General features: G+C 60.7%; 26 protein-coding genes. 9 read left to right on the top strand and 17 right to left on the bottom strand.

What is annotated here, in order from left to right; all coding sequences use genetic code 11:
* Window positions 1-219: 219 nt before the first annotated feature.
* Window positions 220-1419 carry a tyrosine--tRNA ligase gene (gene tyrS / locus OPU96_RS09755; protein WP_226454446.1) on the bottom strand — a complete coding sequence of 400 codons (1200 nt, stop codon included), beginning with the start codon at window positions 1417-1419 and terminating at the stop codon, window positions 220-222.
* A gap of 209 nt (window positions 1420-1628) precedes the next feature.
* On the opposite strand from tyrS, the gene OPU96_RS09760 reads away from it, so the two are divergent.
* Entirely contained in the window at window positions 1629-3047 is a 1419-nt protein-coding gene (locus OPU96_RS09760) for a peptidoglycan DD-metalloendopeptidase family protein (RefSeq protein ID WP_226454447.1), read from the top strand.
* Between the two features lie 3 nt (window positions 3048-3050).
* Window positions 3051-4142 carry an anhydro-N-acetylmuramic acid kinase gene (locus tag OPU96_RS09765; protein ID WP_305391616.1) on the top strand — a complete coding sequence of 364 codons (1092 nt, stop codon included), beginning with the start codon at window positions 3051-3053 and terminating at the stop codon, window positions 4140-4142.
* Between the two features lie 65 nt (window positions 4143-4207).
* Here OPU96_RS09765 and erpA read toward each other — a convergent pair whose 3' ends face one another.
* Together erpA and argC are read right to left on the bottom strand one after the other, a co-directional pair.
* Window positions 4208-4558 carry an iron-sulfur cluster insertion protein ErpA gene (gene erpA, locus OPU96_RS09770; protein ID WP_003176443.1) on the bottom strand — a complete coding sequence of 117 codons (351 nt, stop codon included), beginning with the start codon at window positions 4556-4558 and terminating at the stop codon, window positions 4208-4210.
* A gap of 165 nt (window positions 4559-4723) precedes the next feature.
* Window positions 4724-5758, bottom strand: a complete 1035-nt coding sequence (argC, locus tag OPU96_RS09775; protein ID WP_024077689.1) for an N-acetyl-gamma-glutamyl-phosphate reductase — start codon at window positions 5756-5758, stop codon at window positions 4724-4726.
* 135 nt (window positions 5759-5893) lie between these two features.
* On the opposite strand from argC, the gene hemJ reads away from it, so the two are divergent.
* From hemJ to coq7, 6 genes are all read left to right on the top strand, one after another.
* Window positions 5894-6322 carry a protoporphyrinogen oxidase HemJ gene (gene hemJ / locus OPU96_RS09780; protein WP_192299777.1) on the top strand — a complete coding sequence of 143 codons (429 nt, stop codon included), beginning with the start codon at window positions 5894-5896 and terminating at the stop codon, window positions 6320-6322.
* Window positions 6323-6346: 24 nt separating this feature from the next.
* On the top strand, window positions 6347-7309 hold the full coding sequence (locus OPU96_RS09785) for an NAD(P)H-dependent flavin oxidoreductase (RefSeq protein WP_226454449.1): 963 nt from the start codon (window positions 6347-6349) through the stop codon (window positions 7307-7309).
* A 69-nt stretch (window positions 7310-7378) separates the two neighbouring features.
* A complete protein-coding gene (locus OPU96_RS09790) occupies window positions 7379-8329 on the top strand; it encodes a DUF805 domain-containing protein (protein ID WP_226454450.1) in 951 nt (316 codons plus the stop codon).
* Between the two features lie 63 nt (window positions 8330-8392).
* On the top strand, window positions 8393-9181 hold the full coding sequence (locus tag OPU96_RS09795; protein WP_192299780.1) for an SDR family NAD(P)-dependent oxidoreductase: 789 nt from the start codon (window positions 8393-8395) through the stop codon (window positions 9179-9181).
* Between the two features lie 46 nt (window positions 9182-9227).
* Entirely contained in the window at window positions 9228-9566 is a 339-nt protein-coding gene (locus tag OPU96_RS09800; protein ID WP_192299781.1) for a histidine triad nucleotide-binding protein, read from the top strand.
* A gap of 118 nt (window positions 9567-9684) precedes the next feature.
* Window positions 9685-10332: a 2-polyprenyl-3-methyl-6-methoxy-1,4-benzoquinone monooxygenase gene (coq7, locus tag OPU96_RS09805; protein WP_017739622.1), complete on the top strand. Its 648-nt coding sequence runs from the start codon at window positions 9685-9687 to the stop codon at window positions 10330-10332.
* Between the two features lie 72 nt (window positions 10333-10404).
* On the opposite strand, the gene OPU96_RS09810 is transcribed toward coq7, so the two are convergent.
* Entirely contained in the window at window positions 10405-10827 is a 423-nt protein-coding gene (locus OPU96_RS09810) for an OsmC family protein (RefSeq protein WP_005792019.1), read from the bottom strand.
* 247 nt (window positions 10828-11074) lie between these two features.
* On the opposite strand from OPU96_RS09810, the gene crp reads away from it, so the two are divergent.
* Window positions 11075-11719 carry a cAMP-activated global transcriptional regulator CRP gene (crp, locus tag OPU96_RS09815; protein WP_192299782.1) on the top strand — a complete coding sequence of 215 codons (645 nt, stop codon included), beginning with the start codon at window positions 11075-11077 and terminating at the stop codon, window positions 11717-11719.
* Here the strand turns inward: crp and OPU96_RS09820 are convergent.
* The 13 genes from OPU96_RS09820 to OPU96_RS09880 form a co-directional block, all read right to left on the bottom strand.
* The gene (locus OPU96_RS09820; protein ID WP_192299783.1) at window positions 11716-12411 is read right to left on the bottom strand and encodes a lipoate--protein ligase family protein; all 696 of its coding nucleotides are present in this window, start codon (window positions 12409-12411) and stop codon (window positions 11716-11718) included. The genes crp and OPU96_RS09820 overlap by 4 nt on opposite strands.
* A gap of 159 nt (window positions 12412-12570) precedes the next feature.
* The gene (gene trpC / locus OPU96_RS09825; RefSeq protein WP_226454451.1) at window positions 12571-13407 is read right to left on the bottom strand and encodes an indole-3-glycerol phosphate synthase TrpC; all 837 of its coding nucleotides are present in this window, start codon (window positions 13405-13407) and stop codon (window positions 12571-12573) included.
* Complete coding sequence (gene trpD / locus OPU96_RS09830) at window positions 13404-14453, bottom strand: anthranilate phosphoribosyltransferase (RefSeq protein ID WP_192299785.1); 1050 nt, start codon at window positions 14451-14453, stop codon at window positions 13404-13406. Before trpD ends, trpC begins: the two co-directional genes overlap by 4 nt.
* A 9-nt stretch (window positions 14454-14462) precedes the next feature.
* Window positions 14463-15056 carry an aminodeoxychorismate/anthranilate synthase component II gene (locus tag OPU96_RS09835; RefSeq protein ID WP_192299786.1) on the bottom strand — a complete coding sequence of 198 codons (594 nt, stop codon included), beginning with the start codon at window positions 15054-15056 and terminating at the stop codon, window positions 14463-14465.
* A gap of 10 nt (window positions 15057-15066) precedes the next feature.
* Window positions 15067-16548, bottom strand: coding sequence for an anthranilate synthase component I (gene trpE / locus OPU96_RS09840; protein ID WP_498559018.1), 1482 nt, complete (start codon window positions 16546-16548; stop codon window positions 15067-15069).
* Between the two features lie 69 nt (window positions 16549-16617).
* Window positions 16618-17436, bottom strand: coding sequence for a phosphoglycolate phosphatase (locus tag OPU96_RS09845; RefSeq protein ID WP_192299788.1), 819 nt, complete (start codon window positions 17434-17436; stop codon window positions 16618-16620).
* On the bottom strand, window positions 17433-18107 hold the full coding sequence (gene rpe, locus OPU96_RS09850) for a ribulose-phosphate 3-epimerase (protein ID WP_192299789.1): 675 nt from the start codon (window positions 18105-18107) through the stop codon (window positions 17433-17435). The genes OPU96_RS09845 and rpe overlap by 4 nt, the downstream gene beginning before the upstream one ends.
* A gap of 84 nt (window positions 18108-18191) precedes the next feature.
* Entirely contained in the window at window positions 18192-19340 is a 1149-nt protein-coding gene (locus OPU96_RS09855) for an iron-containing alcohol dehydrogenase (protein WP_226454453.1), read from the bottom strand.
* Window positions 19341-19559: 219 nt separating this feature from the next.
* A complete protein-coding gene (locus OPU96_RS09860; protein WP_192299791.1) occupies window positions 19560-20384 on the bottom strand; it encodes an ABC transporter permease in 825 nt (274 codons plus the stop codon).
* A 12-nt stretch (window positions 20385-20396) separates the two neighbouring features.
* Window positions 20397-21644, bottom strand: a complete 1248-nt coding sequence (locus OPU96_RS09865) for an ABC transporter permease (protein WP_226454454.1) — start codon at window positions 21642-21644, stop codon at window positions 20397-20399.
* A gap of 214 nt (window positions 21645-21858) precedes the next feature.
* Window positions 21859-22899 (bottom strand): ABC transporter substrate-binding protein, encoded by a 1041-nt coding sequence (locus OPU96_RS09870; protein WP_226454455.1) that lies wholly within the window; start codon window positions 22897-22899, stop codon window positions 21859-21861.
* A 44-nt stretch (window positions 22900-22943) separates the two neighbouring features.
* Window positions 22944-24056 carry an ABC transporter ATP-binding protein gene (locus OPU96_RS09875; RefSeq protein WP_226454456.1) on the bottom strand — a complete coding sequence of 371 codons (1113 nt, stop codon included), beginning with the start codon at window positions 24054-24056 and terminating at the stop codon, window positions 22944-22946.
* A 225-nt stretch (window positions 24057-24281) separates the two neighbouring features.
* Window positions 24282-24911: a response regulator gene (locus OPU96_RS09880; RefSeq protein WP_038842984.1), complete on the bottom strand. Its 630-nt coding sequence runs from the start codon at window positions 24909-24911 to the stop codon at window positions 24282-24284.
* Window positions 24912-24916: the final 5 nt, after the last annotated feature.

Raw genomic sequence — 24916 nt, forward strand, 5'->3', positions numbered from 1 at the left:
CGCTTACGATCTCTCGTTAGCGGGAGGCGAATTCTACAGCGTTACACGCTGCTGTCAACACCTCTTTTTCAACTTCCCTAGCGCTTCGATGAACTGAAGCAGCCTGCTGCCGAAAACTGCGTAACTCATTGTTCACCAAGGAGTTTTCCGTTTCGACTGCGCCGGAAGTGGGGCGAATTATAGACAGTTACAATTCGCCGTCAACACTTAATTACAGGTTTATTCGGATTTGAGCGTAATGCGCGCAAATGCCTTCTTCCCAGCCTGGCAGACATGGGTAGCACCCAGCTCGTATATAAAGGTGCGATCAACAACTTCACCATCTATACGCACGCCGCCCGAACCCAGCAGATCACGCGCAACCGCCGAGTTCTTCACCAAGCCCGCTTTATTAAGCACAGCTGCAATCGGCATGGCCTCCGCAGCAGACAGCTCAACTTCCGGCAGATCATCCGGCAGCTCGCCATCCTTCATGCGGTTGCCAGCGCCACGATGAGCGCTGGCCGCAGCCTCCTCACCATGGAAGCGCGCAACAATCTCTTCCGCCAGCTTGATCTTCACATCACGCGGGTTGGCACCTGCCTCGACATCAGCACGCAACGCATTGATCTCATCCATCGAACGGAAGCTCAACAGCTCGAAGTAACGCCACATCAGGGCATCCGGAATCGAAACAAGCTTGCCGTACATCACGCCCGGCGCTTCCTGGATACCGACATAGTTACCCAGCGACTTGGACATCTTCTTGACGCCATCCAAGCCTTCCAGCAACGGCATGGTCAGAATGCACTGAGCTTCCTGCCCATAGGCACGCTGCAGCTCACGCCCCATCAGCAGGTTGAACTTCTGATCCGTGCCGCCCAACTCAACGTCCGCACGCAACGCCACCGAGTCATAGCCCTGAACCAGCGGATAGAGGAACTCATGAATCGCGATTGGCTGATTGGTTGAATAGCGCTTATCGAAGTCGTCACGCTCAAGCATGCGTGCCACGGTGTACTGGGAAGTCAGACGAATAAAATCCGCCGGCCCCATTTGATCCATCCACGTGGAGTTGAACGCCACTTCGGTCTTGGCCGGATCAAGAATCTTGAACACCTGAGTCTTGTAGGTCTCGGCATTGTCGAGCACTTGCTCGCGAGTCAACGGTGGACGCGTCGCGCTCTTGCCGCTCGGATCACCGATCATCCCGGTGAAGTCACCTATAAGGAAGATCACCTGGTGCCCCAGCTCCTGGAACTGGCGCAGCTTATTAATAAGCACGGTGTGACCCAGGTGCAGATCCGGCGCAGTCGGATCAAAGCCGGCTTTAATACGCAGGGGCTGGCCACGCTTGAGCTTTTCAATCAGCTCAGCCTCAACCAACAGTTCTTCCGCACCACGTTTTATCAGCGCTAGCTGCTCTTCAACCGACTTCATAACAGACCCGCAAGGCTCAGATTCAAAAGGGAACCAACCATACAAGATCAGGGACTAATTACAAGTTTTGCCCTGCGCACGGACACCGTTCAGCAAGCCCAGCGTTCGCGAGCTTGCGCCACAGATGATTTGGTTATATTTTATACAGTTATTTCATCTTCATCATGTCATTCATCTTTTCCATTTCATCTTCAAAGTCAAAATTACTTATGACCACTGAACCGTCTAAAGCGCCTCCGCTTTACCCGAAGACCCACCTGCTCGCAGCAAGTGGTATCGCCGCCCTTCTCAGCCTGGCACTCCTGGTATTCCCTTCCAGTGACGTAGAAGCCAAACGAACATCCCTGAGCCTTGACCTGGAAAGCCCAGTTGAACAACTGACACAAGATCAAGACGCTTCCGACTCACAACAAGCCACAAATGCGCCAAGCGAATCGCCGTTCGCCCAGATAGAAAGCGCTCCAGAAGACACCCAGCAAGCCGCCCAGGGTCAACCCACGCCTGCTGCAGCCACCGCCAAGAACCCTCAGCACCGCGAAGTGATCGTGGCCAAGGGCGACACGCTATCTACGCTGTTCGAAAAGGTCGGCCTGCCTGCTGCCACGGTAAATGACGTGCTCGCCAGCGATAAGCAAGCCAAGCAGTTCACCCAGCTCAAACACGGACAAAAGCTGGAGTTCGAACTCACGCCCGACGGCCAGTTGAACAACCTGCACAGCAGCGTCAGCGACCTCGAAAGCATTACCCTGACCAAGGGCGCCAAAGGCTTCGCCTTCAACCGCATCACGACCAAACCGGTAATGCGTTCCGCCTACGCACACGGCGTGATCAACAGTTCCTTGTCGCAATCGGCCGCCCGCGCCGGTCTGTCCCACAGCATGACCATGGACATGGCCAGCGTGTTTGGCTATGACATTGACTTCGCACAGGACATCCGCCAAGGCGACGAATTCGACGTCATTTACGAACAAAAGGTCGCCAACGGCAAAGTGGTAGGCACCGGCAGCATCCTCTCCGCACGCTTCACCAACCGCGGCAAGACTTACACCGCGGTGCGCTACACCAACAAACAAGGCAACAGCAGCTACTACACCGCCGACGGCAACAGCATGCGCAAGGCCTTCATCCGCACCCCCGTGGACTTCGCTCGCATTAGCTCGCGTTTCTCCATGGGCCGCAAGCATCCAATTCTGAACAAAATCCGCGCCCACAAAGGCGTCGACTACGCCGCCCCTCGCGGCACACCGATCAAGGCAGCGGGTGACGGCAAAGTGCTGCTGGCCGGGCGTCGTGGCGGTTATGGCAACACCGTGATCATTCAGCACGGCAACACCTACCGTACGCTCTACGGCCACATGCAGGGCTTTGCCAAAGGCGTGCAGACCGGCGGCACCGTGAAACAAGGCCAGGTCATTGGCTACATCGGCACCACCGGCCTGTCTACCGGCCCGCACTTGCACTATGAATTCCAGGTCAACGGCGTACACGTCGACCCGCTGGGCCAGAAGCTGCCGATGGCCGATCCGATCGCCAAGGCTGAGCGCGCGCGCTTCATGCAGCAAAGCCAACCGCTGATGGCGCGCATGGACCAGGAGCGCTCCACGCTGCTGGCTTCGGCGAAGCGCTAAGGTATGTCGCTCTATATAGGTGTGATGTCCGGAACCAGCCTCGACGGCCTGGACATAGCCCTCATCAGACAAGACTCGGCGATCGCACTGGTCGCCAGCCACTACATCCCCATGCCCGACGCCCTGCGCACCGAGCTGCTCGGCCTGTGCGCCAGCGGCCCGGACGAGATCGCGCGCTCGGCCATTGCCCAGCAACACTGGGTAACGCTCGCCGCCCAAGGCATTCACGCCTTGCTCGACCAGCAAAACCTCAAGCCCCAGGATATTCGCGCGATTGGCAGCCACGGCCAGACCATCCGCCACGAGCCTGCACGGGGCTTTACGGTGCAGATCGGCAACCCTGCCCTGCTCACCGAGCTGACAGGTATTACCGTGGTCAGCGACTTCCGTAGCCGCGACGTCGCCGCTGGCGGCCAAGGCGCACCGCTGGTTCCAGCCTTTCACGAAGCACTGTTTGGTGAACGCACCGGCAATAACGCGGTGTTGAATGTGGGAGGTTTCAGCAACCTCAGCCTGATCGAGACCGGCAAGCCGGTAGCCGGATTCGACTGCGGCCCAGGCAATGTGCTGCTTGATGCGTGGATTCATCAACAACGCGGCGAACACTTCGACCTTGATGGCCAATGGGCAGCCAGCGGCAGTATCGTGCCCCAGCTCCTCAACGCCTTGCTCAGCGACCCCTTCTTCTTGACCAAGGGCCCTAAAAGCACCGGCCGCGAAGTGTTCAACCTGGGATGGTTGCAACAACACCTCTCCCGCTTGCCTGTATTCGAGCAGCAGGACGTTCAGGCTACCCTGCTGGAACTGACCGCCCTGACCATCGTGGAGTCTCTGCAAACCGCCCAAGCCCAGACCGAAACCCTGCTGGTCTGTGGTGGTGGCGCACATAACTCGACATTGATGAATCGTCTGGCGACGCTACTGCCCTCCACTCAGGTCAGCAGTACAGCCACCCACGGCGTAGACCCTGACTGGGTAGAAGCGATGGCCTTCGCCTGGCTGGCCCACTGCTGCCTGGAAGGAATCGCCGCCAACCGCCCCAGCGTTACTGGAGCACGCGGGCTTCGCGTATTGGGCGCAATCTACCCAGCCTGAACCCCACACAGCAAAACGCCGCTTGGCCGATTAAAGCCAAGCGGCGTTTTTGTATCCGCTATCGATCAGATCGAGAACGAAGACCCGCAACCACAGGTAGTCGTGGCATTAGGGTTCTTGATCACAAAACGCGAACCCTCCAGACCTTCCTGATAATCCACCTCGGCGCCTGCCAGGTACTGGAAGCTCATCGGGTCCACAACCAGGCTCACGCCCTCGCGTTCGACGATGGTGTCGTCATCGGCTACATCTTCATCGAAGGTAAAACCGTACTGAAACCCTGAACAACCGCCGCCCGTAACAAATACGCGCAGCTTCAAGCGATCATTACCCTCTTCATCGACCAGGCTCTTCACCTTGTGCGCAGCACCGTGGGTGAATTGCAAAGCCGTGGGGGTGAAGGATTCAACGCTCATGCTGATAATCTCCCGGCGTACCGCCGCCATATGCGTAATGGCGGGCATTATCCGCTTCTCCTAGAAAAGCGGTCAACTATTGTTACGGTATATCAATCTGCGCTGGCGCCATTAAAAACACAAAAGGCCCGATCAACGGGCCTTTTGCACATCCAGTCAGCGGCCTTAAGGCAGCATGCCTGCGTGGGACAAACCCAACTTCTCATCCAGGCCGAACAGGATGTTCATGTTCTGCACCGCCTGGCCCGACGCGCCCTTGACCAGGTTATCGATCACCGACAGCACCACGACCAGGTCGCCATCCTGTGGACGATGCACCGCGATACGGCACACGTTGGCGCCACGCACACTGCGGGTTTCCGGGTGGCTGCCGGCAGGCATCACATCGACGAACGGTTCGTTGGCATAACGTTTTTCAAACAGTGCCTGCAGGTCTACCGAACGATCGACCACGGTCGCGTACAACGTGGAGTGAATGCCACGGATCATCGGCGTCAGGTGCGGCACAAACGTCAGGCCCACCTCCTTGCCGGCGGCGCGACGCAGCCCCTGGCGGATTTCCGGCAAGTGACGATGCCCTTTTACTGCATAGGCCTTCATGCTTTCCGAGGTCTCGGAGTACAGCGAGCCTACGGCAGCACCACGACCAGCACCGCTGACGCCCGACTTGCAGTCCGCGATCAAACGCGATGCATCCGCCAGCCCGGCTTCCAGCAATGGCAGGAAACCCAGTTGTGTCGCGGTCGGATAGCAACCCGGCACGGCAATCAGGCGGGCTTGCTTGATCTGCTCACGATTGACTTCCGGCAGACCGTAGACAGCCTCCTCAAGCAACTCCGGCGCACCGTGCGGCTGGCCGTACCACTTGGCCCACTCATCGGCATCTTGCAGGCGGAAGTCCGCAGACAGGTCGATCACCTTGGTGCCGGCCGCCAGCAGCTCACCGGCCAGCGCATGGGCAACACCGTGCGGGGTCGCGAAGAACACCACGTCGCAGGCGCCCAGGGTCTTGATGTCCGGCACGCTGAACGCCAGGCCATCGTAGTGGCCTCGCAGGTTCGGGTACATATCGGCCACGGCCAGCCCAGCCTCGGATCGGGAAGTGATGACCACCACCTCTGCTTGCGGATGCTGAGCCAACAGACGCAGCAATTCGACACCGGTGTAACCCGTGCCGCCGACGATACCGACCTTGACCATAAACCTGCCCTCAACGAACCCACTGGAAAGCCGACGATAATAGGGGCCGTATCGTCCTGCGACAACCGCCAACGTGACGTACGGGCGCATCAGCCACTACTATCTTCGCTACCGTGAACCTGGGAATAACTAAAAATGCTCTATCTATGGGTCAAAGCCTTCCACATCATCAGCATCGTCTGCTGGTTTGCCGGGCTGTTCTACCTGCCACGCCTGTTCGTGTACCACGCCCAAAGCGAAGACACCGTCAGCCAGGAACGCTTCAGCCTCATGGAGCGCAAGCTGTATCGCGGCATCATGGGCCCGGCGATGCTTGCCGCGCTGATTTTCGGCGGCTGGCTGATCTACCTGAACCCGAGCATCTTTCACTCGGGCGGCTGGATCCACGCCAAGCTGACCCTTGTCGTGCTGCTCATCGGCTACCACCACATGTGCGGCGCGCAGGTGAAACGCTTTGCCCGTGGCGAAAACACCCGCAGCCATGTCTTTTATCGCTGGTTCAATGAAGTCCCGGTTCTGCTATTGCTGGCTATCGTAATTTTGGTCGTGGTCAAACCGTTCTAACTTCAATCACACGGGATCAATCCAATGTCGCTGCCTGCTCTGCTTGAACAACATCTGCGCCTGCCGGTGGTGGTCGCGCCGATGTTTCTGATTTCCAACCCACAACTGGTGCTCGCCTGCTGCCGTAATGGTGTCGTCGGGAGTTTCCCGGCACTCAACCAGCGCGAAAGCAGTGGTTTCAAAGCCTGGCTGGAAGAAATCGAAGCGGGCCTGGCGCAGTTGGACAACCCCGCGCCATATGCCGTGAACCTGATCGTGCACAACAGCAACCCGCGACTGGAGGCAGACCTGGCGATCTGCGTCGAGCACAAGGTGCCAATCGTCATCACCAGCCTTGGCGCGGTGAAGGAAGTGGTCGACGCCGTGCACAGCTATGGCGGCCTGGTGTTCCACGACGTCACCACCCGGCGCCATGCCGAGAAAGCCGCTGAAGCCGGTGTGGATGGCCTGATCGCCGTGGCCGCAGGCGCTGGCGGCCATGCCGGCACCTGGAGCCCGTTCGCGCTGATCGCCGAGATTCGTCAGTTCTTCGACAAGACCCTGCTGCTGGCCGGCTGCCTCAACCACGGGCACGAGATCCTCGCGGCCCAGTTGCTGGGGGCTGACCTGGCGTATTTCGGCACCCGCTTTATCGGCACCACCGAAAGCCACGCCCCGGATGCCTATAAAGAGATGCTGCTCACATCGCGCGCCGCCGACATCGTGCACACTCCTGCAGTCTCCGGCGTGCCCGCCAGCTTTATGCGCCAGAGCCTGGAAAACGCCGGTTTCGACCTCGCTGCGCTGCAAGGCAAGGGTGAAGTCAACTTCGGCTCCAAGCTCAAGCCGTTGAGCGACGAAGCCAAGGCCTGGAAGACCGTCTGGTCGGCCGGCCAAGGCGTTGGTGAGATCAAAGATTTACCCAGCGTCGATGAACTGGTTGCGCGCCTGGATGCCGAATACCGCAAGGCGCACGAACAGGCGGTACAATTGCGCTGGCCACGCTGAACCAACCGCAAGGCCTGCCGCTTGGGCAGGCCTGCATTACCTCACAGATAGAGTGACAAGGAAGCCCGCATGAGCGACAACCGTTTCAAGATTGTGTTTGATGGAGCCTTGCTCCCGGGGGTCGAAAGCGCCACTGCCAAACTCAACCTGGCCGAGCTGTTCAAGAGTGAAGTCGACGCCATCGAAAAACTCTTCACCGGCCGCCCGGTCGCGCTGAAACGCGACCTGTCCCGCCCCGATGCCGAAACCTACCTCAATGCGCTGAAAAACGCCGGGGTCGACGCACGCATCGAAACCGAGCAACCCGTAGCGTTCAATCTTGCCGAAACACACGAGACCGGTTCCGGCCCCTCCGCCGCCGCATCCCCTTACGCGCCACCGCGCGCCGCTGTGGGTGACGACTTGCCGGAATTCTCCACCCTGAAGGTGTTCACCATCCACGGGCGCATCGGCCGCCTGCGCTACCTCGCCTGGACGCTGGTGTTGACCGTCGCGATGCTGGTCGCCTCGGGCATCATCGCCACTGCCGGCTTCGCCGTGGCAACCGCCTCGCCGACGGCAGGCATGATTCTCGGCATCCTGCTGGGTTTTGCGTTGTTCGTCGCACTGCTGTGGGTCAGCGTGCAAATCGCCGTGCAGCGCCTGCATGACCTGGGCTGGTCCGGTTGGTTGTGGTTCCTCAACCTGGTGCCGCTGGTGAACAGCGTCTTCCCGATCCTGCTGCTGGTATTGCCAGGCAATGCAGGCGCCAACCAATACGGCGCGCCACCACCGCGCAACTCCACCGCGGTAAAGGTCCTGGCCACCCTATGGCTGGCGTTTATCCCGGTGATGCTGGCGATTGTGGTGACCCTGGGTATGAACGGTTACCTGAACCAACTTGAAGCCAACGTCGACAGCAGCTACGAAAACAGCTCCATCACCTCCGATGCCGACACCGACCAGAGCGTGATCGTTGATGAAGACGAAGCGCAAAGTGCTGACGAAGCGGCCGAACCTGTAGACTCTCCAGAACAGTGAAGAAACGCCCGCCGCCTGTGATGCCTCTGTCACAGGCTCGGCGGCGTTGCGATGGAGAAAGGCATGACCCGTTACGCTCTGATCACCGGTGCCTCCAGCGGCATCGGCCTGGCTTTGGCCGAAGCCTTGGCCCGTCGCGGCCGCAGCTTGATTCTGGTGGCCCGCCAGCGTGATCAGTTGGAAAGCATTGCACTGGAATTGACCCAACGTTTCGGCGTGGAGGTGCTGTTTCGAGCCTGCGACCTGGGCGAACCACTGCGTTTGTCCGGGTTCCTGCTGGAGCTGGAAGAAGGCGAACGGCAGATCGACCTGCTGGTCAACTGCGCCGGCATCGGTACCAGCGGCCCATTCCTGGCCCAGGACTGGATGACCGAACAGGACCTGATCGAAGTCAACATCCTCGCCCTCACCCGTATGTGTCACGCCCTTGGCAACGCCATGGCGCTGCACGGCGGCGGGCAGATTCTCAACGTTGCCTCGGTGGCCGCGTTTCAGCCCGGCCCATGGATGAGCAGCTACTACGCCAGCAAGGCCTACGTGCTGCACTTCTCAGAAGGTTTGCGTGAAGAGTTGAAGACCTGCGGCATCAAGGTCTCGGTACTCTGCCCCGGCCCGACGCGCACCGCGTTCTTCGGCACTGCGCAAATGGATACCGCCAAGCTCGACCGCAGCGAAAAACTGATGAGCCCGGAAGAAGTGGCGCTCTTCACCGTACGCGCCCTCGACAAGAACAAAGCCATCATCATTCCCGGCCGACGCAACCGCTGGCTCGCCTTCAGCCCGCGTTTCAGCCCACGCTGGCTGACTCGCAAGATTGCCGGCGCGATCAACAAGGCCTATTGCCCGCGTTGATTGCCTGAGTACACTCACCCTGCCTACTCATAATGGAGAAACAGCTGTGGATACTCTGTTCACCAAGATCATCAACAGAGAAATACCGGCCGACATCATCTACGAAGATGACCAGGTCCTGGCCTTCAAGGACATTCACCCGGCAGCGCCCGTGCACTTCCTGGTCATCCCGAAGAAGCACATCGCGACCCTCAACGACCTGACCGAAGAAGACAAGGCCTTGGCCGGCCATATCTTGTTCACCGCCCAGCGCCTGGCACTGGAGCAGGGCTGCGAGGAAGGTTTCCGCGTGGTGATGAACTGCAACCCGAAAGGCGGGCAGACCGTTTATCACATCCATATGCATGTGCTCGGTCAACGCCAGATGAACTGGCCGCCGGGCTGATCAGCCCCTCAGCAACGGTCGTGCGCCCCAGGCCGCGACCCCATGGGCTTGACGCAGCGCAAACGCTTCCCCCTCTCTTGCGGTAAACTGGCCGCCGAGATTCTTCCCGGAGGTCAGCATGACTACCCAACGTCACTACTCGCCGATTGACCGTCTGTTGTTGCAAGCCGACATGGCCATGCGCACGCTGTTGCCGTTCAGCGGCCAGCCGTATCGCCCCTCGCCTGCCATCGTGCAGCCCGACGCACAGATGAGCGAGACCGACACCCGCCACGTTGCGGGCCTGATGCGCATCAATCATACCGGCGAAGTCTGTGCCCAAGCGCTGTACCAGGGCCAGGCGCTGACCGCCAAGCTGCCGCAAGTACGCGCGGCCATGGAACATGCGGCCGAGGAAGAAATCGACCACCTGGCCTGGTGCGAGCAGCGCATTCGGCAGTTGGGCAGCCACCCGAGCGTGCTCAACCCGCTGTTCTACGGTTTGTCATTCGGCATCGGCGCCGCCGCCGGCCTGATCAGCGACAAGGTCAGCCTGGGTTTTGTCGCCGCCACCGAACATCAAGTGTGCAAACACCTGGACGAGCACCTTGAGCAATTGCCGGCCGAGGACGAAAAGTCCCGGGCGATTCTCGAGCAAATGCGCATCGACGAGGAACACCACGCAGAAAGCGCACTGGACGCCGGCGGTTTCCGCTTCCCGGCGCCGGTACGGTTTGGCATGAGCCTACTGGCCAAGGTCATGACCAAAAGCACGTACAGAATCTGAATACATCAAATCCAAAGCCACAAAAAAGGGCGCTTTCTAAGCGCCCTTTCTTTTTGCCGACGGAACCGGTGATCAACCCAGCTCGATAATCTCGTAGTCATGGGTGATGGCCACACCGGCCGCGCCGAGCATGATCGACGCCGAGCAGTACTTCTCGGCCGACAGCTCGATGGCACGCTTGACCTGGGCTTCCTTCAACGCCCGCCCCTTCACCACAAAATGCATGTGGATCTTGGTAAACACCTTGGGATCTTCAGTGGCGCGCTCGGCTTCCAGGAAGGCTTCACAGCTTTCCACGGCCTGGCGGGACTTCTTCAGGATGCTGACCACGTCGAAATTACTGCAACCGCCTACACCAAGCAGGAGCATTTCCATCGGGCGTACGCCCAGGTTACGGCCACCGGCTTCCGGCGGGCCGTCCATGACCACGACATGGCCACTGCCCGACTCACCGAGGAACATGGCTTCGCCCGCCCATTGGATGCGTGCCTTCATCGCCCAGACTCCACTGCTAAAAAAGGGTCGCCAGCTTAGCACAGGGCCCGCCGCCGACTGCGTTTCGCATCAAAGCGATCAATAGCAGGGTTTGCCGAGAAAATTGGTTAATCGAGTCAGAATGTGTCTGGTAAGCTGGCGCCAAATCGATGGCGTATTGCTAGTATTTATACAACGTGTATCAATGCCGATACCCACACAAATACAAAAACTCCGACCCTTTGCACTGTCTTTTCGGGATACAAACATGGTTGCTCTTACGCCCATACCCAAGATCAAGAATCTCGACAAGCTGCTGATGCACTGCCAACGTCGGCGTTATCCGGCCAAACACAACATTATCTGCGCTGGCGAACGTTCCGAGACACTGTTCTTCATCATCAAGGGCTCGGTCACCATCCTGATCGAGGACGAAGACGGCCGCGAGATGATCATCGCCTACCTCAACACCGGCGATTTCTTTGGTGAGCTGGGGCTGTTCGAGCAAGCAGGCAAGGAACAGGAACGCAGTGCGTGGGTGCGCGCCAAGGTCGAGTGCGAAGTGGCCGAGATCAGCTACGCCAAGTTTCGCGAGTTGGCCCAGCAAGACCCGGACATTCTCTACGCCCTGAGTGGCCAGATCGCCCAGCGCCTGCGGGACACGACGCGCAAGGTCGGCGACCTCGCCTTCTTTGATGTGACCGGCCGCGTAGCCCGCTGCCTGCTGGAGTTGTGCAAGCAGCCCGACGCCATGACCCACCCCGATGGCATGCAGATCAAGATCACACGCCAGGAAATCGGGCGCATTGTCGGTTGTTCACGGGAGATGGTCGGCCGCGTGCTCAAGGATCTCGAAGAACGCAACCTGGTGCACGTCAAAGGCAAGACGATGGTGGTGTTCGGTACACGTTAAAGCGCCAGGAAGCCTGCCAGCATCTGACGATACAACGTGTCCAGGCGGCTGATTGCATCCGGCGCAGGGAAAGCTTCGTGCAAGGCGATATGACTCTCGGCGCGAACCCGCTGTTCCAGCCCGCATGCCGCATTGAAGCGGTTGACCGCCGCGATCAGCTCTTCGCGATCGCCGTCCAGCAACAACGCACCGTGCACCAACCCCACCGGGCGCCCACCGCTTTGGCGCCAGCGTTGGGCCGTGCCGACCATTTTGCGGCCGTTGAGATTGACGTTGTAGCGACCGTCGCAGAACGCGCCATCGATTTCGCCGACGGACGCATCGCCACCCAGCTCGATCAGCAAATCGCAGATTGGCTGGCACAACCGCAAATAGCCGGTTTCGATGCGATTCTGATCGCCTTCACTGCGCGGTGGCGCATAGACCAGGGCGATGTTGACCGTGGCGCTCGACTGCGGCACCGGCTCGCCACCGGTTTCGCGCAGCAACACCGGCCAATCGGCGGCGGCCGAGACCTGGCTGGCGGTTTCGAATGCAGGCAAACGACTCAGCCGACGCGGCATTACCAAGGCTTGATCGCTGGGCTGCCAGAACAGCAGGCCGTATTCCTGGTCGCCTGCGCAAACAGCCGCCAAAAGGTCCTGCTCGGCGGCAAGGCCAGCCTCAACAGTCATCGAAACTGGCTTAACCATCAAACACCTATCTTTCTGAACAAACACAAAACCCAATGTGGGAGCGGGCTTGCCCGCGAAGACGGTGTGTCAGTCACCTATCCATCGACTGACCGATCGCTATCGCAGGCAAGCCCGCTCCCACACAAGCCCGCTGCCACAGTTTGATCGCATTTCAAATCAGTCGAGGGTCGAACCGCTGACCGCCACGCCACGCTCCGGGAAGAACAGGCGCTGCAACTCCGCGCCCGGATTCTCGGCACGCATGAACGTCTCGCCGACCAGGAACGAATACACCCCACTGATTTCCATCAGTTCCACATCGGCACGGTTGACGATGCCACTCTCGGTAATCACCAGGCGGTCACGCGGGATCCGCGGCAACAGGTCGAGGGTGTTTTCCAGGCTCACTTCGAAAGTGTGCAGGTTGCGGTTGTTGACGCCAACCAGCGGTGTATCCAGGGTTTTCAGTGCGCGCTCCAGCTCATCGCCGTCGTGCACTTCCACCAGCACATCCAGGCCGACACTTTTGGCCACGGCCGCCAGCTCGGCCATCTTCACGTCATCCAGGGCTGAGACGATCAGCAGCACACAGTCGGCGCCCAGGGCACGGGCTTCAACGATCTGGTACGGGTCGACCATGAAATCCTTGCGGATCACCGGCAACTTGCACGCGGCGCGGGCTTGTTGCAAGAACAGGTCGGAACCCTGGAAATAGTCGATATCAGTCAGGACGGACAGGCACGTCGCGCCGCCCTTCTCATAACTGACGGCAATTTCCGACGGCACAAAGTTCTCGCGGATCACGCCTTTGCTTGGCGAGGCTTTCTTGACCTCGGCGATCACCGCCGGCTGCTTGAGCTTGGCCTGGGCGATCAAGGCGTTGGCGAAACCACGCGGGGCATCGGCAAGCTTGGCCTGGCTTTCCAGCTCGGCAAGGCTGACGCGGGCTCGGCGCTCGGCGACTTCTTCAGCTTTGCGGGCGAGGATCTTTTCCAGAACGGTTGGCACACTCATCCTTCATTCTCCATCTTGAATACCGCGGTGAATGCTCCCAGCTCTTCGAGCTTTTCGCGAGCCAGACCGGTGTGCAGCGCATCGTGGGCCAAGGCGACACCTTCCTTAAGACTATAGGCGTGGTCGGCTGCATAAAGTGCCGCGCCAGCATTCAGAACAATCATCTCCGCAGCTTTTTGCCCGTTCTCGGTCTTGCGCCGCCCCAGGGCATCACGAATCAATTCCAGGGACGCCGCCGGGCTTTCCACCGCCAGGCCGTGCAGGCTCTGGCTCTTCATGCCCAGGTCTTCAGGTTCGACCCAATACTCCGTGATCTGGTCGTTCTTCAGCTCCGCGACAAAGGTCGGTGCCGCCAGGCTGAATTCGTCCAGGCCATCCTTGGAGTGCACCACCAGCACATGTTTGCTGCCCAGGCGCTGCAACACTTCGGCCAAAGGCCGGCACAGCGCCTGGCTGAACACGCCAACCACCTGGTGTTTCACACCGGCCGGATTCGTAAGCGGGCCGAGCATGTTGAACAGGGTACGCAGGCCGAGGTCTTTGCGCGGGCCGGCGGCGTGTTTCATTGCGCTGTGGTGGGTCTGGGCAAACATGAAGCCGATGCCGACGTTATCGATGCAACGCGCCACTTGAACCGGCGTCAGGTTCAGGTAGATCCCGGCCGCTTCCAGCAGATCGGCGCTGCCGCTCTTGCCGGACACCGCACGGTTACCGTGCTTGGCCACTGTGCAACCCGCCGCCGCGACCACAAAAGAAGATGCCGTCGACACGTTGAAGATGTTCGCACCGTCACCGCCAGTGCCGACCACATCGACCACGCCGTCCAGGGTCTTGAGCTCAACCTTGTCCGCCAGCTCGCGCATCACCGACACGGCGCCGACGATCTCGTCGATGCTCTCGCTCTTCATGCGCATCGCCATCATGAACGCGCCGATCTGCGCGTCGGTGCATTGACCTGTCATGATCTCGCGCATCACATCGCTCATTTCAGCGGTGCTCAGGTCCAAATGGCCGACGATACGGCTCAGGGCAGTCTTGATATCCATGGAAAGTCCTTAGCGCGTGCCGCCGCTCTGCTTGAGAAAATTGGCGAACAGCTCGTAGCCCTGCTCGGTCAGGATCGATTCAGGGTGAAATTGCACCCCTTCGACATTCAGTGTCTTGTGACGCAGGCCCATGATCTCGTCGACCGAGCCGTCTTCCAACTGGGTCCAGGCGGTCAGTTCCAGGCATTCGGGCAAGGTTTCGCGCTTGACCACCAGGGAGTGGTAACGGGTCACCGTCACCGGCAGATTCAGGCCGTGGAACACGCCCACATTGTTGTGGAACACCGGGCTGGTCTTGCCGTGCATGACCTGGCGCGCGCGCACCACGTCACCGCCAAAGGCTTGGCCGATGGACTGGTGGCCCAGGCACACGCCCAGGATCGGCAATTTACCGGCGAAGTACTTGATCGCTTCGAGGGAGATGCCCGCTTCGGTCGGCGTGCACGGCCCTGGCGAGACCACAATGCGCTCTGGGTTCAGCGCGGCGATTTCGGCCACAGTCATTTCATCGTTGCGCACCACCTTGACCTCGGCACCGAGTTCGCCCAGGTACTGCACAACGTTGTAGGTAAAGGAGTCGTAGTTATCAATCATCAGCAACATGGGGGAAACCTCAGGAATTGGGGGTCTGTTCAGCCAGCGCAACGGCGCGGAACATCGCGCGGCGCTTGTTCAGGGTTTCTTCCCATTCGAGGGCCGGCACCGAGTCAGCGACAATCCCGCCACCGGCCTGCACGTGCAGTTCCCCGTCCTTGATCACCGCAGTGCGGATTGCAATCGCAGTGTCCATGTTACCGTTCCAGGCGAAATAACCCACGGCACCGCCGTAGACACCACGCTTGACCGGCTCCAGCTCGTCGATGATTTCCATCGCACGGATCTTCGGCGCGCCCGACAAGGTGCCCGCCGGCAGAATCGCACGCAGTGCGTCCATCGCGGTCAGGCCGGCCTTCAGCTCACCCGTGACGTTGGACACAATGTGCATCACGTTGGAATACCGCTCGATGACCATCTTCTCGGTGAGCTTCACCGAACCGATTTCCGAGACGCGCCCGGTATCGTTGCGGCCCAGGTCGATCAGCATCAGGTGCTCGGCGATTTCCTTGTCGTCGCTGAGCAGGTCTTGTTCCAGCGCCACATCCTCTTCTTCGGTCGCGCCACGTGGGCGGGTGCCGGCAATCGGGCGCACGGTGATCAGGTTGTCTTCGACGCGCACCAGCACTTCTGGCGAGCTGCCCACCACGTGGAAGTCGCCAAAGTTGAAGAAGTACATGTACGGCGTCGGGTTGAAGCAACGCAGGGCGCGGTACAGATCGATCGGCGCGGCCTTGAAGTCGATGGACATGCGCTGCGACGGCACCACTTGCATGCAGTCACCGGCGAGGATGTATTCCTTGATGGTGTCTACTGCGCGCTCGTAGTCATCCTGGGTAAAGCTGGAGCGGAACACCGGGTCGGCCGCCGGCGGACGGCTGAGGTCCAGGCCGCGACGCGGGGTGATCGGCTGGCGCAGTTTTTCCAGCAAGGCTTCGAGGCTGGCCTGGCCTTGTTCGAATGCGTCCGCCTGGGACGGGTCGGCGAGCACGATTGCGTGCATCTTGCCGGCGAGGTTGTCGAACACGACGACCGCGTCGGAAACCATCAGCAGAATGTCCGGCACGCCCAGCGGGTCCGGGTTCGGGCATTTGCCCAAGCGCTTTTCCACATAACGCACGCAGTCATAACCGAAGTAACCCACCAGGCCGCCGTTGAAACGCGGCAGCCCCGGGATGGTCGGCACGTTGTAGCGCGCCTTGAAGGTTTCGACGAAGGCCAACGGGTCTTCTACGTCGTGGCTTTCGACCTCGACGCCATCATGGGTGATGCTCACGTGGTGATCGTGAACGCGCATAACGGTGCGGCACGGCAGGCCAATGATCGAATAACGGCCCCATTTCTCGCCGCCCTGCACCGATTCCAGCAGATAGGAATTGGGCTCGTCGGCCAGTTTCAGGTAGATCGACAGCGGTGTGTCGAAGTCGGCCAGGGTTTCGCAGGCCAGGGGGATACGGTTATAGCCGGCAGCGGCCAAACGCAGGAATTCTTCGCGGATCATGTGTGCCTCGTGGCGTGAGGGTCTAACGGTCAGGTATGCAAACGTGCCGCGTAGCGCGGCCGGGATCAGTCAGGCGCGCCAACGCCAGCGGGCCAGGGCCTTGATGACTTTCATCCAGAGTTTGCGAGTGACCACCACGATGGGATTTCCAGAAGGGGACGGATCGGTGTCGGGCAACGTTATCTCAGCGCCCGCTCCCAAGCAACCGGGGATTAGCAGTCGCAGGTCATCAATCACCAGCGACGGCGACTCTTCGGCAATGGGGCGGCCGTGGTTATAGCCGTAGCTCAAGGCCACGCACTGCACGCCAGCGGCCTTTGCGGCCAGCACGTCACTGCGCGAGTCACCGACAAACAGCGACTGCGAGGCAGGAATATTGGCCATTTTCATCACGAAAAACAGCGCCGCCGGGTCGGGTTTCTTCTGCGGCAAGGTATCGCCGCCGATGATCCAGCGGAAATAGCGGCCGATTTTCATCTGGTCCAACAGCGGCGCGACGAACCGCTCCGGTTTGTTGGTGATCAGGGCCATTTCCACGCCCTGCTTGCTCAACCACTTGAGGGTGTCTCGTACGCCGGGGTAAACCACGGTCAGTTCGTGGCCGTCTTCATAGGCGGTGTTGAACAGTTCCAGCGCGTGCTCGGCCTCGACCTCATCGACCCCCTCGGCATCGATGTTATTGGCCAAGGCCCGGCGTACCAGCATTTGCACGCCGTTACCGACCCACATGCGTACCGCCTCGATCCCCGCCGGCTTGCGCCCCAGTTTGAGCAGCATGTTGTCCACCGCCGCCGCCAGGTCTGGCACCGAGTCGATCAGGGTGCCGTCCAGATCAAACATCACCAGCCGGGGCAGTTTGCCGGGAAACAGCTGCTCAAAGCCGCTCATGGACGCGCCAGCGCCAGTTCGGCGCGCATCTTGTCGATGACGTCCTGATAGTTCGGCGCGTTGAAGATCGCCGAGCCGGCCACAAAGGTGTCGGCGCCGGCGGCGGCGATTTCGCGGATGTTGTTGACGTTGACCCCACCGTCGATTTCCAGGCGGATGTCACGGCCGGACGCGTCGATCAGCGCGCGGGCTTCGCGCAGCTTGTCGAGGGTGCCGGGGATGAACTTCTGCCCGCCGAAGCCTGGGTTGACGCTCATCAGCAAGACCATGTCGACCTTGTCCATCACGTACTTGAGCACGTCCAGCGGCGTCGCCGGGTTGAACACCAGGCCCGCCTTGCAGCCGCCCTCGCGGATCAGTTGCAGGCTGCGGTCGACGTGTTGCGTGGCTTCCGGGTGGAAGGTGATGTAGGTCGCACCGGCTTCGATGAAGTCGCCGACGATACGGTCCACCGGGCTGACCATCAGGTGCGCGTCGATCGGCGCAGTGACGCCGTACTTGCGCAGCGCCGCGCAGACCATCGGACCGATGGTCAGGTTGGGCACGTAGTGGTTGTCCATGACATCGAAGTGCACGAAGTCGGCACCGGCGGCCAACACGTTGTCCACTTCCTCACCCAGGCGGGCGAAATCGGCGGAGAGAATCGATGGAGCAATTACGAAGGGCTGCATGACGCACCTTTTCTGAGCTAAATCACGATGGCGCGCATTGTATACCGCATGCTTTGCCACGCGCACCGTGACCTGTCTCAACGGCTAGTAGGCAGCCCGGTAGATTTTCTCGATGTCGGCCGCGCTGAGCTTGCGCGGATTGTTGCGCATCAGCCGCTCAATGCCCGCCGCTTCGGTGGCCATGGCCGGGATGGCGTCCTCGGGCACCCCGAAGCTGCGCAGGCCCGCCGGGATCTCGACTGCGGCACACAGTCGCGTCATCGCCTCGACAGCGCTATCGGCCGCATCGACGGCGCTCATCCCCGTGACATTCACGCCCATGGCCTGGGCAATCTCCTGCATGCGCTCCACGCATGCCAGCTTGTTCCAGTGCATCACATACGGCAGCAACAGCGCATTGCTCACCCCATGGGCAATATTGAACCGCCCGCCCAACGGGTACGCCAGCGCATGCACTGCGCCCACGCCGGCATTACCAAAGGCCATGCCGGCCATCAGGCTGGCGGTGGCCATGTCATCCCGGGCCTGCAAGTTGGCCGGGTTGGCGTAAGCCTTGGGCAACGCGTTGGCGATCAGCTTGATTGCGCCAATCGCCAGCGCATCGGTGATCGGCGAGGCATTCAGCGACAGGTACGACTCGATGGCATGCACCAGCGCATCCACGCCACTGGCGGCAGTCACGCTACGCGGGCAGGTGAGGGTCATTTGCGGGCTGATCAGCGCGACATCCGGCAACAGATAGTCGCTGACGATACCTTTTTTCAGTTGCGCGACCTTGTCGGAAAGGATCGCCACGTTGGTCACTTCCGAACCAGTGCCGGCCGTGGTCGGGATCGCGATCAGCGGCGGCCCCTTGCGCGGCACCTGGTCGACACCGAACAAATCCGCCAGCGCGCCGTGGTAACCGGCATAGGCGGCTACGCTTTTGGCAATGTCGATGGCACTGCCGCCGCCCAGGCCGATCAGCCCGTCATGCCCTCCTTCGCGGTAGGCGCGCATGCAGTCTTCGACGATGGCGATTTCCGGGTCGGGCAGTACGCGGTCGAATATTTCGTAACTGCGCTCGCCCAAGTGTTCGAGCGCCAGCGCCACGGTGCCGGACTTGACCAACGCAGCGTCGGTGACAATCAGCGGGTTATCCACATCCAGGCGCGTGAGTTCAAACGCCAGTTGTTCGATGGCGCCAGCGCCGGTGAGCAGTTTGTGGGCGATCTTGAATGAGGAAGTACTCATGTGCGCGGCCTCTTATTCGGAAATGGGCTGGCACAAGCGTAGCTGAGGGAAATAGGTTGTCAGCCATTCAGCAACTGAATGCAGAGGTAATTCAAAGTGGGCACGGTCGATGTGGGAGCTGGCTTGCCTGCGCTAGCGGTGTGTCAGCAGCAGATAAGCAAGCTGGCCCACAGCTATCGCAGGCAAGCCAGCTCCCACAGTTGATCCGGTTTCGGTAAGTTAGACCTGTGCAGTACGCAGTTTTTCGCTGCGGCCGCGCAGCCATTCCAATGTCAGCAACAGCAGTACCGAGAAGGCAATCAACAACGTCGCCGCTGCAGCAATCGTCGGGCTGAGGTTCTCGCGGATACCGCTGAACATCTGGCGCGGCAACGTCGCTTGCTCAGGCCCGGCCAGAAACAGCGTCACCACCACCTCATCAAACGACGTCGCAAAGGCAAACAACGCCCCGGAAATCACCCCCGGTGCAATCAGCGGCAAAGTCACCCGACGGAACGCGGTCAAAGGCGAAGCACCCAGGCTCGCCGCCGCCCGCACCAGGTTATGGTTGAAGCCCTGCAACGTCGCCGACACAGTGATGATCACAAACGGCACGCCCAGTACCGCATGCACCACGATCAGCGAGAAAAAGCTGTTACCCAGGCCCAGCGGCGCAAAGAACAGGTAACTGGCCACGCCGATGATCACCACTGGCACCACCATCGGCGAAATCACCAGGGCCATCACCAGCGCCTTGCCGGGGAAATTGCCACGGGTCAGGCCAATCGCCGCCAGGGTACCGAACACCATCGCCAACACCGTGGCCGCCGGGGCGACGATGATGCTGTTTTTCAGCGCACGCATCCATTCGGCCGAGCCGAAGAAGTCCTGATACCAATGCAACGAAAACCCCTGCAACGGATACACCAGGAAACTGCCGCTGTTGAACGACAGCGGGATGATCACCAATACCGGCAATATCAGGAACAACAGGATCAAGCCGCAGAGGATCCGCAAGCTGTAGAACCAAACCCGCTCAACGGGCGACATATAAGGGCTCAGCATCGCAAGGTCTCCTTAGCTCAGGCGCAGGCGGCTGGCGCCCACCAGCCGGTTATAGATCAGGTACAGCAACACGGTGGCCAGCAGCAGCAAGCCGCCCAGAGCCGTGGCCATGCCCCAGTTGATGCTGGTGTTGGTGTAGAAGGCCACGAAGTAGCTGACCATCTGGTCGTTCGGGCTGCCCAGCAGTGCCGGGGTGATGTAGTAACCAATCGCCAGGATGAACACCAACAGGCAACCGGCGCCCACACCGGCGTAGGTCTGCGGGAAGTACACGCGCCAGAAGCTGGTGAATGGGTGGCAGCCCAGGGAGATCGCCGCACGCATGTAGGTGGGCGAGATGCCCTTCATCACGCTGTAGATCGGCAGGATCATGAACGGCAGCAGGATGTGCACCATGGAGATGTAGACCCCGGTGCGATTGAACACCAGCTCCAGCGGTTTATCGATCAGGCCCATGCTCATCAGTGCGCTGTTGATCAGGCCACCGGATTGCAGCAACACGATCCACGCCGCCACCCGCACCAGGATCGAGGTCCAGAACGGCAGCAGCACCAGGATCATCAACAGGTTGCTTTTACGCGCCGGCAGGTTCGCCAGCAGGTAGGCCAGGGGATAGGCCAGCAGCAGGCAGATGGCGGTGATCACCAGGCCCATCCAGAAGGTACGGGCGAAGATGTCCAGGTAGATCGCCTGGTCCGGCGTGGCCGGGGCGACTTCACCGAGGTCGTCGATGCGGTGATCGACGGCCGCCAGCAGGTAGAACGGCGTCAGGCTGCTGGTGTTGCGCCGGATCGCCTGCCAGTACGCCGGGTCGCCCCAGCGTTCATCGAGGCTTTCCAGCGCTTGCTTATAAGAGGCCGGCGCTTCGGTAAACGGCAGCGCACGGGCGGTTTTGGTCAGCAGGCTGCGATAGCCGGCCAGTTCCATGTTCAAGCGCTTGGACAGGTCGCCCAAGGTCTGGTTTTTGCGGGCTTCGCCCAGGTCCTCACTGAGGGCCTGATACACCGGCTCGCCCGGCAGGCCACGCCCGTCCCAGGCCGTCACCGCCACCACGGTACGCGGCAAGCCGCCCACCACTTCCGGGTTGCCGACGCTCTTGAACAGCAGCGCAACGATTGGCACCAGGAACACCAGCAGCAAAAACAGCACCAGCGGCGCAATCAAGGCCTGGGCCTTCCAGCGATTGACCCGCTCGGCATGCGCCAGACGCTGCTTGAGGGTGGGGCTGTTGACCTCGTTAGAGGGAACGGCGATGGCCATGGCTAACTCCGGGAAATCTGAAAATGAATGCAATCTACTGAACACAGCAGATCCCATGTGGGTGGGGGGGGGGGGGGGGGGGGGGGGGGGGGGGGGGGGGGGGGGGGGGGGGGGCGGTGGATCAGCTTGCACATGTGGCGGCTGATCTACCGCCTTCGCGAGCAAGCCCGCTCCCACACAAGCCCACTACACATGGATTTAGCGGTGTTGCTGATTACTTGGCAGCCCACGAGTTGAAACGCTGCTCCAACTGCTCGCCGTTATCCGCCCAGAAGCTCACATCGATCTGCACTTGGTTGGCGATGTTTTCCGGGGTGGTCGGCATGTCCTTGAGGATGTCCTTGGCCAGCAACGGTACGGCTTGGGTGTTGGCGGGGCCGTAGGCGATGTTTTCCGAGTAGGTCTTCTGCTGCTGCGGCTGTACCGAGAAGGCGATGAATTTCTTCGCCGCTTCGGCACGGTCCTTGGCCAGGCCTTTAGGAATGGCCCATGCGTCGAAATCGTAGATACCGCCGTTCCACACCACTTTCAGGTTGCTTTCTTTCTGCACGGCGGCGATGCGGCCGTTGTAGGCCGAGCTCATCACCACGTCACCCGAGGCGAGGTACTGCGGCGGTTGCGCGCCAGCTTCCCACCACTGGATCGACGGCTTGAGTTCGTCGAGTTTCTTGAACGCGCGGTCCTGGCCATCTTTGCCGGCCAGTACTTTGTAGACGTCCTTCGGCGCAACGCCGTCGGCCATCAGCGCGAATTCCAGGGTGTACTTGGCGCCCTTGCGCAGGCCGCGCTTGCCCGGGAATTTCTTCACGTCCCAGAAATCCGCCCAGCTGGTAGGCGCGCTGGCCAGTTTGTCGGCGTTGTAGGCCAACACCGTGGACCACACGAAGAAGCCCACGCCGCACGGCTGGATCGCGCCTTTAACGTAATCGGCGGTGTTGCCGAACAGTTTCGGGTCCAACGGCTCGAACATGTCTTCGTCACAGCCACGGGACAGCTCCGGCGACTCCACTTCCACCAGGTCCCAGGACACGCTCTTGGTGTCGACCATGGCCTTGACCTTGGCCATTTCACCGTTGTACTCGCCAGCGACGATCTTGCCGTTGCCCGCGCTTTCCCACGGGGCATAGAAGGCCTTGACCTGGGCGGCCTTGTTCGCGCCACCGAAGGACACGACAGTCAGGTCCGGGCCGGCCATGGCCTGGGTCGCACCGATCAGGCCCAGGGCCAGGGCGGAAAATTTCAGGGTTCTCAACATTGTTGTTCTCTCCACGTGCAGGGTTGGTGAAGCCATGGGGGCGATTAATTCGCCTCTAGAAGTGGGTCGAGTGCGCGAACGTGCTCGACTTGCCAGCCAATCGGAACCACGTCGCCGACTGCCAGGGCCGGGTCCAGCTCGGCAATCGGTTGTTTCACAAAAAAATCGGCCTTGCCGCAGACTTCCAGGCGCACACGCACGTGGTCGCCCAGGTAGATGAATTCCGCCACCCGCCCCGAGAAGCGGTTGACGCAACTTTCGCTGGAACCATTGAGGCTGACGCGCTCCGGGCGCACCGACAGGGTCACCGGGCCACCGATCTGGCCGACGTTGACCGCCAGTGCCTCGACCTTCTCACCGCGCGCCAGCTCGACCACGCAGCGCTCGCCGGAGTGGCTGTGCAGGCGGCCATTGAGGCGGTTGTTTTCGCCGATGAAGTTGGCGACGAAGGTGTTCTTCGGCTCTTCATAAAGTGTGCGCGGTGGGGCGATCTGCTGGATCTCGCCCTGGTGGAACACCGCCACACGGTCGGACATGGTCAAGGCTTCGCCCTGGTCATGGGTCACGTACACCACGGTCACGCCGAGGCGCTGGTGCAGGTGCTTGATCTCCATCTGCATGTGTTCACGCAGTTGCTTGTCGAGGGCGCCGAGGGGTTCATCCATCAGCACCAATTGCGGCTCGAACACCAAGGCGCGGGCCAGGGCCACACGCTGCTGCTGGCCGCCGGACAATTGCGCCGGGTAGCGCTGGGCGAAAGCGTCGAGCTGGACCATGCTCAGCACACGTTTGACCCGCTCGCTGATGTCGGTCTTGCTCAGGCCGCGCACCGACAGCGGGAACGCCAGGTTCTCGGCGACGGTCATGTGCGGGAACAGCGCGTAGTTCTGGAACACCATGCCGATGTCGCGCTTGTGCGGCGGCACATTGTTGATGGCGCGCCCGGCCAGCTGGATTTCGCCGGCGGTCGGCGTTTCAAAGCCGGCAAGCATCATCAGGCTGGTGGTCTTGCCCGAACCGGAAGGCCCGAGCAGGGTGAGGAACTCGCCCTTGCGAATCTCCAGGTTGAGGTCTTTGACGATCAGGTTCTCGCCGTCGTAGCTCTTCTGCACGCCACGAAAGCTGACCAGGACCTCATTTGAATCCACCTCGCTCATACCCGCACCTTTGTATTTTGGACTGCTGTGGCACAAGCGTAGTCCAGGCGCGAGGCCCCGGAAATCGGGGGCCGGGAGAGAATTGCATCAGCCGGATGGAAGGTTGGGGGTAGGGATTGCCCTACACGGATGGCGCGCACGGGACAGTGCCGGCGCAAGGGGTGAGCCGCAAGCGGCAAGAATAGGTGCGCCGAGATTTTCGGGGTGTCGTTATTGGGTATGTCGTCAGAGGAGCTTGTGTTCCATGGCGTACTTCACCAGTTCGGCCAGGGAGGTGATATTGAGTTTTTGCATCAAGCGCGCCTTGTGGGTGCTGATGGTCTTGCTGCTCAACGCCAGTTGCTGGGCGATGTCGTTGACGTTGGCGCCCTGGGCCAGGCGTTCGAACACCGAGAACTCGCGCTCCGACAGCAACGAATGCAGCGGCCGCGCATCGGTCAGGCCGACCTCGAAGACCATGCGGTCGGCCAGGTCCGGGTCGATATAACGCCCGCCTGCCGCGACCTTGCGAATTGCCGTGAGCAACAGCGCCGGATCGCTGTCCTTGGTGGCGTAACCGGCGGCACCGACCTTCAACGCACGAGCGGCCATTTGCGCCTCATCGTGCATCGACAACACCAGGATCGCCGGCGGGTTGTTCAATGCACGGATCCGCGCAATCGCCTCCAGGCCGTTGACGCCGGGCATCGAGATGTCCAACAGCACCACCTCGCACGCCACATGGCGCAAGGTCTCCAGCAACTGCTCGCCATTGCTCGCCTCGCCGACCACCAGCAGGTCTTTGGCCAGGCCGATCAATTGCTTGATGCCTTCTCGAACGATGGTGTGGTCTTCGGCTACCAGTACGCGGATCACAGGGA

Source organism: Pseudomonas sp. RP-B7, assembly GCF_059803535.1.

Excerpts from the sequence above, each read along its gene's own strand:
- tyrS (WP_226454446.1), bottom strand. The coding sequence starts at position 1,419 with ATGAAGTCGGTTGAAGAGCAGCTAGCGCTGATAAAACGTGGTGCGGAA.
- OPU96_RS09760 (WP_226454447.1), top strand. The coding sequence starts at position 1,629 with ATGACCACTGAACCGTCTAAAGCGCCTCCGCTTTACCCGAAGACCCAC.
- OPU96_RS09765 (WP_305391616.1), top strand. The coding sequence starts at position 3,051 with ATGTCGCTCTATATAGGTGTGATGTCCGGAACCAGCCTCGACGGCCTG.
- erpA (WP_003176443.1), bottom strand. The coding sequence starts at position 4,558 with ATGAGCGTTGAATCCTTCACCCCCACGGCTTTGCAATTCACCCACGGT.
- argC (WP_024077689.1), bottom strand. The coding sequence starts at position 5,758 with ATGGTCAAGGTCGGTATCGTCGGCGGCACGGGTTACACCGGTGTCGAA.
- hemJ (WP_192299777.1), top strand. The coding sequence starts at position 5,894 with ATGCTCTATCTATGGGTCAAAGCCTTCCACATCATCAGCATCGTCTGC.
- OPU96_RS09785 (WP_226454449.1), top strand. The coding sequence starts at position 6,347 with ATGTCGCTGCCTGCTCTGCTTGAACAACATCTGCGCCTGCCGGTGGTG.
- OPU96_RS09790 (WP_226454450.1), top strand. The coding sequence starts at position 7,379 with ATGAGCGACAACCGTTTCAAGATTGTGTTTGATGGAGCCTTGCTCCCG.
- OPU96_RS09795 (WP_192299780.1), top strand. The coding sequence starts at position 8,393 with ATGACCCGTTACGCTCTGATCACCGGTGCCTCCAGCGGCATCGGCCTG.
- coq7 (WP_017739622.1), top strand. The coding sequence starts at position 9,685 with ATGACTACCCAACGTCACTACTCGCCGATTGACCGTCTGTTGTTGCAA.
- OPU96_RS09810 (WP_005792019.1), bottom strand. The coding sequence starts at position 10,827 with ATGAAGGCACGCATCCAATGGGCGGGCGAAGCCATGTTCCTCGGTGAG.
- crp (WP_192299782.1), top strand. The coding sequence starts at position 11,075 with ATGGTTGCTCTTACGCCCATACCCAAGATCAAGAATCTCGACAAGCTG.
- OPU96_RS09820 (WP_192299783.1), bottom strand. The coding sequence starts at position 12,411 with ATGGTTAAGCCAGTTTCGATGACTGTTGAGGCTGGCCTTGCCGCCGAG.
- trpC (WP_226454451.1), bottom strand. The coding sequence starts at position 13,407 with ATGAGTGTGCCAACCGTTCTGGAAAAGATCCTCGCCCGCAAAGCTGAA.
- trpD (WP_192299785.1), bottom strand. The coding sequence starts at position 14,453 with ATGGATATCAAGACTGCCCTGAGCCGTATCGTCGGCCATTTGGACCTG.
- OPU96_RS09835 (WP_192299786.1), bottom strand. The coding sequence starts at position 15,056 with ATGTTGCTGATGATTGATAACTACGACTCCTTTACCTACAACGTTGTG.
- trpE (WP_498559018.1), bottom strand. The coding sequence starts at position 16,548 with ATGATCCGCGAAGAATTCCTGCGTTTGGCCGCTGCCGGCTATAACCGT.
- OPU96_RS09845 (WP_192299788.1), bottom strand. The coding sequence starts at position 17,436 with ATGAGCGGCTTTGAGCAGCTGTTTCCCGGCAAACTGCCCCGGCTGGTG.
- rpe (WP_192299789.1), bottom strand. The coding sequence starts at position 18,107 with ATGCAGCCCTTCGTAATTGCTCCATCGATTCTCTCCGCCGATTTCGCC.
- OPU96_RS09855 (WP_226454453.1), bottom strand. The coding sequence starts at position 19,340 with ATGAGTACTTCCTCATTCAAGATCGCCCACAAACTGCTCACCGGCGCT.
- OPU96_RS09860 (WP_192299791.1), bottom strand. The coding sequence starts at position 20,384 with ATGCTGAGCCCTTATATGTCGCCCGTTGAGCGGGTTTGGTTCTACAGC.
- OPU96_RS09865 (WP_226454454.1), bottom strand. The coding sequence starts at position 21,644 with ATGGCCATCGCCGTTCCCTCTAACGAGGTCAACAGCCCCACCCTCAAG.
- OPU96_RS09870 (WP_226454455.1), bottom strand. The coding sequence starts at position 22,899 with ATGTTGAGAACCCTGAAATTTTCCGCCCTGGCCCTGGGCCTGATCGGT.
- OPU96_RS09875 (WP_226454456.1), bottom strand. The coding sequence starts at position 24,056 with ATGAGCGAGGTGGATTCAAATGAGGTCCTGGTCAGCTTTCGTGGCGTG.